Annotated in this window: 14 protein-coding genes and 1 tRNA gene; 9 read left to right on the plus strand and 6 right to left on the minus strand. The window is 52.2% G+C overall.

Going from position 1 to position 13,709, the window contains the following annotated elements; translation table 11 throughout:
* The first annotated feature begins 61 nt into the window (after window positions 1-61).
* From gltX to WC562_04535, 5 genes are all read left to right on the plus strand, one after another.
* Complete coding sequence (gltX, locus tag WC562_04515; GenBank protein MFA5055422.1) at window positions 62-1,570, plus strand: glutamate--tRNA ligase; 1,509 nt, start codon at window positions 62-64, stop codon at window positions 1,568-1,570.
* 43 nt (window positions 1,571-1,613) lie between these two features.
* Window positions 1,614-1,820 (plus strand): hypothetical protein, encoded by a 207-nt coding sequence (locus WC562_04520; protein ID MFA5055423.1) that lies wholly within the window; start codon window positions 1,614-1,616, stop codon window positions 1,818-1,820.
* A gap of 14 nt (window positions 1,821-1,834) precedes the next feature.
* Window positions 1,835-2,044: a hypothetical protein gene (locus tag WC562_04525; protein ID MFA5055424.1), complete on the plus strand. Its 210-nt coding sequence runs from the start codon at window positions 1,835-1,837 to the stop codon at window positions 2,042-2,044.
* A gap of 25 nt (window positions 2,045-2,069) precedes the next feature.
* Window positions 2,070-2,143, plus strand: a tRNA-Gln gene (locus WC562_04530).
* Between the two features lie 72 nt (window positions 2,144-2,215).
* On the plus strand, window positions 2,216-3,541 hold the full coding sequence (locus WC562_04535; GenBank protein ID MFA5055425.1) for a hypothetical protein: 1,326 nt from the start codon (window positions 2,216-2,218) through the stop codon (window positions 3,539-3,541).
* A gap of 175 nt (window positions 3,542-3,716) precedes the next feature.
* Here the strand turns inward: WC562_04535 and WC562_04540 are convergent, their stop codons facing one another.
* The 6 genes from WC562_04540 to WC562_04565 form a co-directional block, all read right to left on the minus strand.
* Entirely contained in the window at window positions 3,717-4,430 is a 714-nt protein-coding gene (locus WC562_04540; GenBank protein MFA5055426.1) for a dolichyl-phosphate beta-glucosyltransferase, read from the minus strand.
* Window positions 4,431-4,663: 233 nt separating this feature from the next.
* Window positions 4,664-6,193 (minus strand): bifunctional phosphoribosylaminoimidazolecarboxamide formyltransferase/IMP cyclohydrolase, encoded by a 1,530-nt coding sequence (gene purH, locus WC562_04545; protein ID MFA5055427.1) that lies wholly within the window; start codon window positions 6,191-6,193, stop codon window positions 4,664-4,666.
* Between the two features lie 10 nt (window positions 6,194-6,203).
* Window positions 6,204-7,229 (minus strand): phosphoribosylformylglycinamidine cyclo-ligase, encoded by a 1,026-nt coding sequence (gene purM / locus WC562_04550; protein ID MFA5055428.1) that lies wholly within the window; start codon window positions 7,227-7,229, stop codon window positions 6,204-6,206.
* Window positions 7,230-7,247: 18 nt separating this feature from the next.
* A complete protein-coding gene (purF, locus tag WC562_04555; protein ID MFA5055429.1) occupies window positions 7,248-8,639 on the minus strand; it encodes an amidophosphoribosyltransferase in 1,392 nt (463 codons plus the stop codon).
* Window positions 8,640-8,688: 49 nt separating this feature from the next.
* Window positions 8,689-9,453 carry an alpha/beta fold hydrolase gene (locus WC562_04560; GenBank protein ID MFA5055430.1) on the minus strand — a complete coding sequence of 255 codons (765 nt, stop codon included), beginning with the start codon at window positions 9,451-9,453 and terminating at the stop codon, window positions 8,689-8,691.
* 4 nt (window positions 9,454-9,457) lie between these two features.
* Window positions 9,458-10,177: a TlyA family RNA methyltransferase gene (locus tag WC562_04565; GenBank protein MFA5055431.1), complete on the minus strand. Its 720-nt coding sequence runs from the start codon at window positions 10,175-10,177 to the stop codon at window positions 9,458-9,460.
* Between the two features lie 212 nt (window positions 10,178-10,389).
* Between WC562_04565 and rpsL the strand changes: the two genes are divergently transcribed.
* Genes rpsL through rpsJ form a run of 4 tightly spaced genes read left to right on the plus strand, consistent with a single transcriptional unit; the run spans window position 10,390 to window position 13,685 of the window.
* Window positions 10,390-10,818 (plus strand): 30S ribosomal protein S12, encoded by a 429-nt coding sequence (gene rpsL / locus WC562_04570; protein ID MFA5055432.1) that lies wholly within the window; start codon window positions 10,390-10,392, stop codon window positions 10,816-10,818.
* Window position 10,819: 1 nt separating this feature from the next.
* A complete protein-coding gene (gene rpsG / locus WC562_04575) occupies window positions 10,820-11,290 on the plus strand; it encodes a 30S ribosomal protein S7 (GenBank protein MFA5055433.1) in 471 nt (156 codons plus the stop codon).
* Window positions 11,291-11,295: 5 nt separating this feature from the next.
* A complete protein-coding gene (gene fusA, locus WC562_04580) occupies window positions 11,296-13,401 on the plus strand; it encodes an elongation factor G (protein MFA5055434.1) in 2,106 nt (701 codons plus the stop codon).
* Window positions 13,377-13,685 (plus strand): 30S ribosomal protein S10, encoded by a 309-nt coding sequence (gene rpsJ, locus WC562_04585; GenBank protein MFA5055435.1) that lies wholly within the window; start codon window positions 13,377-13,379, stop codon window positions 13,683-13,685. The genes fusA and rpsJ overlap by 25 nt, the downstream gene beginning before the upstream one ends.
* The last annotated feature ends 24 nt before the right edge of the window (window positions 13,686-13,709 follow it).

The raw sequence follows: 13,709 nt of genomic DNA on the forward strand, positions 1-13,709 counted from the left end.
GATGGCGACTGTAATTTAATGCGAATAGACTGTTTGTTACGATGATGCTAGAATAATGGACATGAATAGCACGAACGTCCGGGTGCGCTACGCCCCCAGCCCCACGGGGTTTCCCCACATCGGTAATATCCGCACTGCGCTGTTCAACTGGCTGTTCGCCAGGCACAGCGGCGGTAAATTTATCGTCCGCATCGAGGATACGGACCAGACGCGCAAGGTTGATGGGGCGCTGGAGGCGATACTGGACAGCCTGAGGTGGCTGGGACTCGACTGGGACGAGGGGCCTGAGGTCGGCGGCGGTTACGGGCCGTACGTCCAGTCGGAGCGCGTTGAGCTGTATCGCAAGCACGCGCAGCAATTACTCGATAACGGCAGCGCCTACAAATGCTACTGCACGCCGGAGCGTCTTGAGCGCATGCGGGCCGAGATGTCGCAGCGCAAGGAATCGGCTCGCAGCTACGACCGCCACTGCCGCGACCTAAGCGATAAAGAGCGCGTCGAGCTGGAATCGAAAGGTGCGCCGTCGGTAATCCGTTTGAAGGTTCCGGCCGATGGGCAGACGAAGTTCCATGACCTGATACGCGGCGATATCACATTCGAAAACAGCGAGCTCGACGACCTGGTTCTACTAAAGTCGGATGGCTATCCAACCTATCATCTGGCCAACATCGTCGACGACCGTTTTATGGAGATCACGCATGTGATGCGCGCCGACGAGTGGCTTTCGTCCACGCCGCGACACGTGATTCTATACAATGCGTTCGGCTGGGAGCCGCCGCTGTATGCGCACCTGCCCATGATACTGGGCCCGGACAAGTCCAAGCTGAGCAAACGCCATGGTGCTACGGCGCTGATCGATTATTGCGATCGAGGCTATCTGCCGGAGGCCATGCTGAACTTCCTGGCGATGCTCGGGTGGGCGCTGGATGACAAGACGGAGATATTCAGCCGTGACGAGCTGATAAAGAATTTCACCATCGAGCGCATATCCAAAACCGCGGCCGTGTTCAGCCAGGACAAGCTTATCTGGATGAACGGCGTCTACATACGCGAGTTGAGCGATGCCGATTTCGCCGAGCGCGCTCTGCCGTTCCTCGACAGGGATTTGCCCGCGTCGGTAGCCCGTCCTATCTCGAAAGATTACCTGATACAGATAGCTTCCCTGATGCGGGAGCGGGTCAAGGTCTTCGGTGGGGCGCCCGCCGTTGGCGGCACGGCTGCGGAGGAGGGGATCGCGGAGCAGGCCGGATTCTTCTTCCTCGATGAGATCGAGTACGATACGAAAATGCTGCTGGTCAAGGGGATGGATAAGCAGAAGGCGGCATCGGCATTAAGTGCGGCGAAAGAGCGCCTGTCGGGATGCGAGTTTGAGCACGATGCGCTAGAGAGCACGCTGCGGCCGCTTGCTGATGAACTTGGGATGAAGCCCGGCGTGCTGTTTGGCCCGATACGTATAGCGGTCACGGGACGCACCGCCGCGCCTCCGCTGTTCCAGACGTTGTCGGTGCTGGGTCGAGACCGGTGCCTCAAGCGCATATCATCGGCAATCGATAAGCTGTCGAAATTTTGACAGCAACCAATTACTGTTTTAAGCTATTAAAAGGGTGATACTTATGGAATGTAAATTTTGCCTGTATTATCAACCGGACGGCAGCTGCAGGATGCACGGCAAGCCTACCGCAGAGCAGCTCGTTAAGGGATGCGCTTCTTATGTGGATCAGCCGTTCGGCCTTAGCAGCGCCACCGGGTGCTGCGGCCTGGCCGGTATGCCTCTAGGCGATCAGGATGCGGCGTGTGAGGCCGATAAGCGGCAGGGATAGGATTGGGGTTAGTTATGGGTACTTGCTATCGATGTCACTATTTCAACGATGATGAGGAGTGCATCATTCACAAGCTTAAAGATGATAAACAGCTTATTAAGGGATGCGATTCGTTCATCGATAAGAACTTTGACCCTCAGTTTTCAGATTGCTGCGGCATATTGAACTGGCCAAGTGCTACATCCTCTGATGATACCGATACCGAGCTTTGCCAAGAGCCATAGCTTGCGGTATAATATCCACGCGCGCTGGGGAATCGTCTAGTGGTAGGACAACAGACTCTGGATCTGTGAGCCCAGGTTCGAATCCTGGTTCCCCAGCCAATTTGTTTGTTATCCGACTGTTTCACAACGACGCTAGTCGGTTGTTGGGCTTTGTCATATCGGAGGCTTGAATTGACGGAAGAGAAGACCTCAAATAATTCAGCGGCTTCGGGGGATACGTCTGAGGAACAGCCGCAGGCGCCTTATGACTTCAAGACCAGCGAGGAAGTGCAGTTCCTCAAAGAAGTAGTCGAACGCAGCCTGCCGCCCAATACAAGATTCTTAACTACCCTTCCGTATAAGAACCTGACGGTCTTTGTCATATCTACCGATTCAAAGATGATAATGGTGGATGACGGGTTCCTGCCGCTGGGGGTGGTGATTCTGAACGTGGGCAAACCAAAAGGTCTTTTATTGACCCGCGAGGAATATGAGGTGCCGTATGAGTTCTCCGGCAGCGATATTTATTACAAGTACGGTATAACCGATCATTACAGGATGTCGGAGTTGAATGGGCTCAGGCTGCTCGGGGTGGGGCAGCCCTACAGGGGACCGATGCTCACGGGGCACGGGGATGCTAACAGCACTGTGCACTCCATCGAAGGGGTGCCTGTATCAGAACTGATTAATTACCTGGTGTCGATGGTCACCAAGAGGTACGGTCTGGTGCTGCGCAAGATACTGGCAACTAGCTGCAACTCAAAGGTGGGGGATTTGGGTGAGGTCAGTATTCCGGTCTTTTACGCGCTGGAGGACGTAAGGCCTTTCTCTTTCCTGGATAGGAGGACCAGCCAGAGAGGAAGGGGGACGGTTGATTATTTTGTAACCTGGGGCGATAAGTGGATGGCGAAATATCCGGGCCAGGAGCCGGTTCTATATGAGCCAAAACCTGAGGATATAGAGGCACATCCGCCGCTGACGAAGAAGGAGATAAAATTCCTGATCCAAAAGGATGCCGAGGACAGGGAGAGGGCCAAGGTTGAGGAGGCGGTGAAGACCGAGGATGAGGAATCTCCAAAGATGGACAGGTCCAGGATTATAGCTGACTACCTGGCGCTGGTGAAGTCGAGTTTTGCATCGATGGGTCAGCGGGTAATGCGTAAGTCTCAGCCTGAATCTACCGAATACACTACATATGATGTGCCGGGATCGATCGACGACAGGGACGGGGTTGAGAGCACCATCTACGGGATAGACAGCGATATTGAAGGGGTGATAGCCGCGTTTTATGAAGGCGATCTGACCGAAGAGGAATTCAAAGGCTATATGTCGGAGAAGGCGGCGGAATTGAAAGAGAAGTGGGCTCCGTTCATAGAAGCCGCAAAGGATAATGTTAAAACCAGGGTTGATGCTATCAAGATACTGGATGCCCTGCTGGCGGGCATGCCGGATACACATACAATCAGGCCGTTCAGGAGTTTATTGGAGGAGTGGAGGAGGGAGTTAAAGATAATTTAACTCCCTGTCATTGCCCGACTTGATCGGGCAATCCAGTAAGCACAGTTTGTCATGCTGAACGAAGTGAAGCATCTCGTCTTTCAGCGGGCAAAAAATACGAGATTCTTCAGTCACTACGTTCCTTCAGAATGACAGCTAGATCATCCTTCCGCGGAAGGATGATGACAATCGACGTTTACTGCGGTTTCGGTATCCTGTGGAAGCGAATCCTGGCCAGCCCCTTTAAATCCTCGATAACGGTCTTTTTGATATTGACCGTTGTTCCGGGGTCATCGACCCACGTTACAGGTATCTCAGCTATTTTATATCCGTTCTTCATCGCGAGTAGAAGCATCTCTGTGTCGAAGAACCATTCGTTGTTCTTAGTTAGAGGAAGTATCTTCTGCGCGCAGTCACGGCTCATTGCCTTAAATCCGCACTGGGCGTCGGATAGTGTCGTGAAGAACATGATCTTGATAAGAAGGTTGTAGCATCTCGACGTAAACTCGCGTTTATGGCCTCGAGTTGTTTTAGCGCCGCGCTTCAATCTCGATCCGATGGCGATATCGGCGCCGTCGATTATGGCCTGAACGAGCTTAGGAAAGGCATCGAGGCCGGTAGATAAGTCGACATCCATGTAGCTCACGATGTCGGCCTTGCTGTCGAGCCATACCTTGCGCAGGGCACGGCCGCGCCCCTTCTGGTCGATGTGAAATGGAACGACATCGTTATATTGTTTCGCGAGCGACTGGGCTATCTCCCACGTCTTGTCCGTCGAGGCGTTATCGGCAATTACGATGTGCCAATCATGTTTGAGGTTGCTGGCGAGGAAATCGCGCAGCGTGGCTACGCTGCCGGGCAGTGCAGCCTCTTCATTATAGACCGGGATGAATACGGCGACGGTGGTCATATCTTACCTTGTCATTACCCGACTTGATCGGGTAATCCAGCGTTGTTTCTGTCATTGCGAGCGTAGCGAAGCAATCTCTTTTTACGCTGTTGAAGGTGTTCTTCACCTTCAACCAAGTATTGCCCCATATTTGGCGAGGTGAAGAACACCATGCCGAGCTATACTTAAGATTGCCACGTCGTCCTTCCGCAACCAGAGTGTACGGAAGAACTCCTCGCAATGACGTTTAAATTTTAGTGCCTGAAGTGGCGCATGCCGGTGAAGACCATGGCTATATTGTACTTGTCGGCTGCTGCGATGGCCTCATTGTCTTTCTTGGAGCCGCCCGGCTCGATGATAGCGGTGATGCCCGCCTCGCCGGCGAGCTCGACGCCGTCGGGGAAAGGGAAGAAGGCGTCCGAGCCGAGCACGCTGCCTTTTGCGCGTTCGCCGGCCTTCTTTATCGCTATAGCTACGCTGTCCACGCGGCTGGGCTGACCGGCGCCCATGCCCAGCAGATGGTTGTCCTTCGTCAGCACGATGGCGTTGGATTTTACCAGCTTCACGGCGCGCCATGCGAAGATAAGATCAGCGATTTCCTGTTTCGTCGGCTCACGCTTAGAGACGGTCTTCATTGGTATATCGTCAGCGGTGCAGTCGGTTGTCTGCACGATAAAGCCGCCGCCGCTTACGCGCCGCATCTCCAAAGCGGTAGTATGCCTTGGCGGAATGTCCTGTATTGTGAGGATCCGCATGTTGCGTTTCGTTAGCATCTCGAGCGCTTCCTGGTCATAGCCCGGTGCGATCATGGCGTCAAAATGCGTCTTGCATATCTCTATAGCTGTGGCCTCATCGATCCTTTCATTGGAGGCGACTATGCCGCCGAAGGCCGATACCGGGTCGCCGGTGAGCGCCCTGCGATAGGCCTCGGCCAGGCGGGGGTGCGAGGCCAGGCCGCACGGGTTGGTGTGCTTGATGATCGCGATGGTTGGCTCCGAGAACTCGCAGGCCGCGCGTATGGCGCTGTCCATATCCATAATATTATTGTATGAAAGCTCCTTGCCGGAGAGCTGCACCGCGTTGGCCATTCCAGATTCGCCCTTGCCTATCACTTCTTCTTTATAGAAAGCCGCCTTCTGGTGAGGGTTCTCGCCGTAGCTCAGGTCCTGGATTTTGTGCATGGCGACTGTTATCTCGGCAGGAAATATCTCTTCTTTGGGCCTAAGGTAGGTCGATATGGCTGTGTCGTAGATCGCAGTGTGCTGGAAGGCTTTCTGCGCCAGTCGCTTTCTCTCGTCGATTCCGATGTCGCCCGCGCGCAGCTTCTCAAGTATCGGCGTGTAATCCGCCGGGTCGACCACAACGATGACGCCGGGGAAGTTCTTGGCCGATGCGCGTATCATCGTCGGCCCGCCGATGTCTATGTTCTCCAGCGCGTCGGTCAGAGTAACTCCTTCTTTCGACACGGTCTGGACGAAGGGATACAGGTTAACGACGACCATATCGATGGGTGTGATGTTCTTCTCTTTGAGCTGTGACATGTGGTCTTCAAGGTCGCGCCGCGCCAGTATGCCGCCGTGTACCATGGGGTGCAGGGTCTTCACACGTCCGTCCAGTATCTCGGGAAAGCCGGTGATGTCGCTGATGCCGTGCACAGGCAGACCGGCGTCGACCAATGCTTTCTTAGTGCCGCCCGTGCTGAATATCTCCACTTTCAGGTCGATAAGGCCTTTAACAAACTCGACGATACCTTTTTTATCAGATACGCTTACGATTGCGCGCAATGCCTGCCTCCTAGACGATTCTGGTGCGTTCTTCGTTCGATTTACGCTTTACTATCTTGCCGATGATGATGGAGCCGGGCAGCTTCTTCATCATGCTGGAGCTGTCTGCGGGGTCGCAGATAAGGATCATGCCTATGCCCATGTTGAAGACGCGGTACATCTCACCATCATCAATGTTGCCCATTTGCTGGATGAGCTGAAATAACGGCGGTACCTTCCACGCGCTTTGTTTGACGACTGCCGCTACGGATTCGGGCAAGGTGCGAGGCAAGTTGCCGGTGAAGCCGCCGCCGGTGATATGGGCCAGGCCTTTTATCTTTGGCAGCAGCGGCTTTATTTTCTTGTAATAACATCTATGCGGCTCAAGCAGGGCGTCGCCCAGGGTACAGCCCAGTTGCTGGTAGTGCCTATTGAGCCTGGACGGATCGCTGTCGGTATTGAAAACGCGTCGTACCAGCGAGTAGCCGTTGGTGTGCAGTCCGCTCGACGGCAGGCCGATGAGCACATCGCCGGATACGATAGATGCGCCGTTCTTAATTTTCGATTTCTCAATGCCTCCGACGATGAATCCGACCAGGTCGTATTCTCCAGGAGGATAAGTTCCGGGCATCTCCGCCGTCTCGCCGCCGATGAGCGCGCAGCCAACGTCCTTGCAGGCTTTTGACATACCTTTAACGATGCCGGCGACGATCGAAGGCTGCATTTTCGACATGGCTATGTAATCCTGAAAGAATAACGGAGATGCGCCGCAGGTAAGGATATCGTTCACGCAGTGGTTCACGATATCCATGCCGATGCCTTCATGCCTCTCCAATGCGCAGGCGAGCTTTATCTTGGTGCCGACGCCGTCAGCGCTGGAGACGAGTATCGGCTGTTTAAATCCCTTCAGTGCGAAAAGGCTGCCAAAGAACCCGATGTCGCTCACAACGTTTTTGGTGAAGGTCGTACGTGCGTGTTTACAGATGATTTCCTTTAGCCGGTCGTTGGCGTCGATATCGACGCCCGCGTCGCGGTAGGTATGATGTGATTTTTGCATGGCAGCTTTAACCAAGAATCACCCTTTTTTCATTTCTAAAGACAGTTTGTTCATATCGAGTTGGACGGGCACCGGGTAGTTGCCGGTGAAGCATGCCAGGCAGAAATACTCTCTGGGAAGGCCGACTGCTTCAATTAACGCGTCCACGGTAAGATATCCCAGACTGTCGGCGCCGATGAACTTTGCTATCTCAGGGATGTCTTTATGTGCCGCGATGAGCTCCCAACTGCTGGCCATGTCGACTCCTAAACAGCAGGGGTATTTCAGGGGAGGGGCGCATATGCGCATGTGGATTTCGGTGGCTCCGGACTTGCGCAGCAGGTTGATGACGCGCGGCGTAGTTGTTCCCCTGACTATACTATCATCTACAAGAACCACTCTCTTACCATTGAGCCGCTCCTGCATCGGATTGAATTTCTGCTGCACACCCAGCTCTCTCAAACGCTGGTGAGGCTCGATAAACGTGCGTCCTACATATCGGTTTTTAAGCATTATCTCATTGTACGGCAATCCTGATGCATGAGCATAACCTATCCCCGCGGCTGTTGCCGAGTCGGGCAGGCCGAATGCCACATCGGCGGATGCTGGATGCAGCTGAAAAAGTTTGGCTCCCATGGCTTCCCTGGCGGCATAAACGCGGCGTCCCTGTATTATGCTGTCCGGGCGTGAAAAATATATGAACTCAAAAATACATAGACCGCTGGGCTTGCCGTCGCCTTCCTTATAGCTTTGCAAACCATTGGCATTGATAGCTACAATTTCGTTAGGCTCTATATCACGCAGGAACTGTGCGCCGGTGTGGTCCAGCGCGCAGCTCTCTGAAGCGATGGCCCATCCTCCATTTAACTCGCCTATACAAAGGGGGCGAACACCCAACGGATCGCGCACACAGTAGAGAGTGTCTTCAGTAAGAATCACTAATGAATAAGCGCCGATCAGCCTCTTCATGGCGTATCTTATTTTTTCCAGCCAGGATTTCTGTGGCGCGGATACGATAACGTTAGCTATTATTTCAGAGTCGGATGTGGTGCGAAAGCTGAAGCCCTGGCTTTCCAATTGCTGACGCAGCTCATCGGAGTTCACGATATTTCCGTTATGCGCGAGGGCCATTTTCCCTATGGGGCTTGTAACAATGAGGGGTTGAGCGTTTTCAGCGCGGCTTGAACCGGTGGTTGAATATCGATTATGTCCGATCGCGATATGGCCGCATAACCTCTCCAGAACGTCGCTGTCGAACGCTTGTGATACGAGTCCCATCTTTGTGTGGCAGTAGATTTGTTTGCCGTCTGAGGTTGCGATGCCGGAGCTTTCTTGTCCGCGGTGCTGTTGAGCGAAGAGCCCGAAGTATGTGAATCTAGCTACATCTTCTCCCGGGGCGTACACACCATAAAGGGCACAGCATTCTTTCATCTGAGTTTTTCTTCCCCTGATATGATTATATTCTCACTAGGAAGCAGGGTCAATCCCTGAAACCGAGGGATTTCAGCCAGGAGAGGGCGTGATTCATGGCTACTTCCGATATACGCAGCCTGTGTCCGGCGCCTTTGACGATCATGATTTCCTTTGGTTCCCCCGCCAGCTTGTAAAGATTAAAAGCACTGTCGGGGGATACGACATCATCCTGATCCCCATGGATGATAAGGATAGGACGCGGTGATAACTTGTCTATCCATTTGGCGGAATATATATCATCGAATCCCTGCATCCATTCCTGCAGCGATGGCGGGAAGCCGACGTCCTTTATGACTCCCATATTGCGATAATCATCTATTACTGTTTGCGCCAGCTCGCGATTCTTAGCCAGCCTCGATGTATCCGGGCAGGCGCAGGCGACTATGGAAGCGATGCGCTTGTCCTGGGCGGCTACGTATATAGAGACGGCGGCGCCCGCGCTGAAGCCCATCATGAAGATCTTACGTCGGTCGGCTTCTTTCATGTTGTAAATATGATTGAGTACTACCTTGAGGTCACGCGCCCATCCCCTGATATCAAAGTTGCCTTCGCTCTCTCCGGATCCCCTGAAGTTAAAAATCACTGTTAAGAATCCTTCTTCGGCGAACCTCTCGGCAAGACCGGCATAGCCTCGATCGTTAGGATCTGCCGTCCCGCTTCGCGGCATGCCGTGGCAAAGGCAGAGCACCGGGCAGGGAGTCGCATCCGGGATGAATAATTGTCCTTTTAATTTGAGGCCGTCCGATTGAAAATAAACTAATTCCCTTTTCATCGAGTCAAATCCTAAGCAGTACGAAAAATTCCCTGTTCCCCGAGCTGCCGCGTATCGGTGACGGCGTGAGCCCGATGATCCTATATCCTTGATCTATCGACCACGATATGAATCTGCCGAGCACCCGGGCATGCACATCCGGGTCTTTTACCAGCCCGCCTTTTTCAACGAGCGATTTGCCGGCCTCGAACTGCGGTTTCACCAGGCAGATTATGCTGCCGCCGCGTTTTGTTACGGCCGCAACGTTCGGCACTACTTTTTCGAGGGAGATGAATGACACGTCGATAGCGGATAAGTCGATCTGTTCCGGTATGGGCAGCGGATACCTGGCGTTGGTGCGGTCGATAACGATAACCCGCGGGTCGGTTCGCAGCTTATAGTCTATCTGTCCGTAGCCGACATCGATGGCGTAGACCTTTTGCGCTCCATGTTGCAACAGGCAGTCGGTGAATCCGCCTGTCGAGGCTCCTATATCGGCCGCGATGAGATTTTCAACAGCTATCTTGAACTCGGCCAACGCATGGTTCAGCTTGATGCCGCCCCTGCCGACGAACGGAAGCTTATCTCGTAATCGAATATCCGAGTCTTCAGAGACCTGTATCGAAGGCTTGGCGGCTGTTACGTCGTCGACGTAGACCTCTCCGGCCATGATCAGCGCCTGAGCCTTCTCGCGGCTCTCGGCCAGCCCGCGTTCAACCAAAATTATATCGATTCGGCGTTTCACAATATAAAGAATACGGCTGCTGACGAGCGTAGTCAATGACAATAGTGGATTATGCTTGACACAGCGAGTAAATAGTGGTACATTCTAAATTTAGTGCTCAGTCTCTAGGCAGACGAAGCTAAAAGCCAAAGGTCGATAAGCCAGCGAGGCCGGTATGGCAGAGCGGCTGAGCTTGGAGGCTTACGGCCTTTAATTATTCACTGGAGGTGTTTGTGCCCACTGTCAATCAACTGGTACGTAAAGGGCGGGTTAAAGGTAAAAAGAAGACGAAGACCGCTGCGTTGCATTACACTTATAATTCGCTTAAAAGAAGGATGAAATCCGGGGAAGGATCACCGCAGAAACGCGGCGTTTGTACGCAAGTGAAGACGGTGACCCCAAAGAAGCCGAATTCGGCTCTTCGCAAAGTTGCCAGGGTCAGGCTGTCGAATATGATGGAGGTCACAGCATATATACCAGGCGAAGGGCACAGTCTGCAGGAGCACTCGGTGGTTCTCATCCGCGGCGGTCGCGTTAAGGACCTGCCCGGAGTAAGATATCACATTGTTCGCGGCGCTCTGGATGCTACCGGGGTAGAGAAACGGCAGCAGGGGCGAAGCAAGTACGGAACAAAGATAACTAAACAGTCTGGTGGAGCTTAGTATGTCGAGAAGATCAAAGTCAATAAAACGGACTGTTCTCCCTGACCCCCACTACAATAGTATTTATGTGTCCAAGATAATAACTCGCGTGATGAATAGCGGTAAAAAGACGACTGCGGAGAGTATTGTTTATGGCGCTATGGGGATCATAGCAGAACAGGAGAAGGGTGATCCTGTACCCGTGCTGGAGCTAGCTCTCAAGAATGCTATCCCGCTTCTGGAAGTAAAGCCTCGCAGGGTTGGCGGCGCCACATATCAAGTTCCGATTGAGGTCAAACAGGATCGGGGCTTCGCTCTTGCCGTGAGATGGATTTTAAAGGCGGCCAAGTCGCGTTCCGGCAAATCCATGGCGGAAAAGCTGGCTGCCGAACTCATCGACGCTTCAAAGAAACAGGGAGCTACAATCAAGAAGCGAGAAGACACTCATAAAATGGCTGAGGCAAACAGGGCCTTTGTACACTATCGGTGGTGAGGTTGATGCGCGGTTCACTTCCTCTTGAAAAAATACGCAATATTGGAATTATTGCCCACATTGACGCCGGTAAGACCACTCTTACTGAGCGTATTCTTTATTACACGGGACGCACGCATAAACTCGGCGAGGTGGATGACGGCACTACGATTATGGATTGGATGACTCAGGAGAGGGAGCGCGGCATTACCATTACTTCAGCTGCTACAACATGTACCTGGTTGAACCATCATATTAACATAATCGATACGCCCGGGCATGTGGATTTTACGGCGGAGGTGGAACGCAGCCTGCGAGTTCTTGATGGCGGTATCGTAGTTTTTGATGCCGTGTCAGGCGTGGAATCTCAGTCGGAGACGGTCTGGAGACAGGCGGATCATTATAAGGTGCCCCGTATTTGCTTCATAAACAAAATGGACAGGGTCGGCGCAGACTTCTCTAACTCTATCAAGACCATAAGAGACAGGCTGGGGGCAAACGCGCTTCCGGTACAGGTGCCCATGGGTGAGGAGGGCGCTTTTAAGGGAATAATAGACATAATTATTGAAAAAGCGTGGCTTTATTCTGCTGACTACTCTGAGGATCCTATTCTTGGGAAAATACCGGATGACTTCGTGAAGCTGTCTGCTCAGTATCGTGAGGAATTAATCGAGCAGCTGGCTGAAAACGATGAAGAATTTATGGATATTTACATCAACGGCGCGAGTTTTGATGAGAATATGATTAAGTCGGCGCTTAGGCGGGCGACTATTGGTAACAAAATTGTTCCTGTATTGTGCGGAAGTGCGCTGCGCAGCAAAGGAATACAGCGAATACTGGATGCCGTCGTAGCATATTTACCTTCCCCCTTTGATATTCCTCCGGCTGTCGGGTTCGATCCTAAGACTGGAAAAGAGATTAAACGCTCACCGGTTGGTAACGATCCGTTCTCCGCTCTGGCTTTTAAGATAGTGTCGGACCCTTTCTTCGGAAGGTTGATATATGTCAGGGTATACTCCGGTAAGGTGACAGTAGGATCCCATGTGTATAACTCAACACGTGATTCTAAGGAGAGAATTGGAAAGCTTTTCCAGATGCACGCCAACCGTCGGGAAGAGATAAAACAGGTTGAAGCCGGTGATATTGCTGCTGTGGTGGGATTAAAAGATACATTCACCGGTGATACGCTGTGCAATCCAAACTCCCCGATTATCCTTGAGAATATTCGATTTCCCGAGCCGGTGGTATTTGTAACCATAGAGCCGAAATCCAGGGGCGACCAGGAGAGGCTTGATGAATCGCTGGCGAAGCTTGTTCAAGAAGACCCTACTTTTGTCAGGCGCTACGATGAAGAAACAGGACAGACTATCATATCTGGAATGGGAGAGCTTCATCTGGATATCATTATCGATCGGCTGATGCGAGAATTTCAGGTTGACGCTAATGTGGGCAAGCCCAGGGTTGCTTATAAAGAGACCATATCGGTACCGGTAAAGGCTGAAGGAAGATTTGTAAAACAGTCCGGAGGTAAAGGCCAGTACGGCCATGTGATGGTAGATCTCCAGCCCGGAGAGCGGGGCAGCGGGTTTGAGTTCGCCGATAAAGTAAAAGGCGGCGCGATCCCTAAACAATTTATACGACATGTGGAAAGCGGCATCAAGGAAGCGATGGAAGGCGGAGCCCTTTTAGGATATCCGTTAACCGACATCAAGGCTACTTTATATGACGGAAGTTATCATGAAGTTGATTCATCTGATATAGCGTTCAAGATAGCCGGGGCTATAGCGCTAAAAGAGGGCGTAAAGAAGGCTAAGCCGATGATTTTAGAGCCGGTAATGAAAATGGAAATAGTAACGCCGGACGAATTTATCGGTGATATATTGGGCGACTTGAATTCCAGGAGGGCCCAGATAGGCAGTATCGACAGCCACGGCAACTCGCGTATCATAAGGTGCGTGATCCCCTTGTCCGAGACTTTTGGATACGCAACCAATTTAAGGTCTATGAGTCAGGGCAGGGCAACATATACAATGGAATTTTATAGGTATGAAGAAATGCCTCTTAATTTAGCTGAACAGCTTAATTCTAGAGGGGGAGGACCGGTTCTATGCCAAAGCAGAAAATACGTATAAAACTTAAGGCTTTCGACTACAGGATTCTCGATCAATCCGCGGAGCAGATAGTAGAGGCCGCAGAACAAACCGGTGCTAAAGTGGTCGGGCCGGTGCCTCTGCCGACTCATATAAAAAAGATCTGCGTTAACCGTTCTACAAACGTTGATAAGAATTCTCGCGAGCAGTTTGAGATTCGCACTCATAAGCGTCTGATAGATATCGAGGAGCCTTCGTCAAGGACGATCGATACTTTGACAAAGCTTGATCTACCGGCCGGCGTTGATATAGAAATAAAACTTTAGATTACTTCGAACATGCTGAACGAC

This window comes from Dehalococcoidia bacterium, assembly GCA_041649635.1.
Classification (GTDB): Bacteria; Chloroflexota; Dehalococcoidia; order E44-bin15; family E44-bin15; genus JAYEHL01.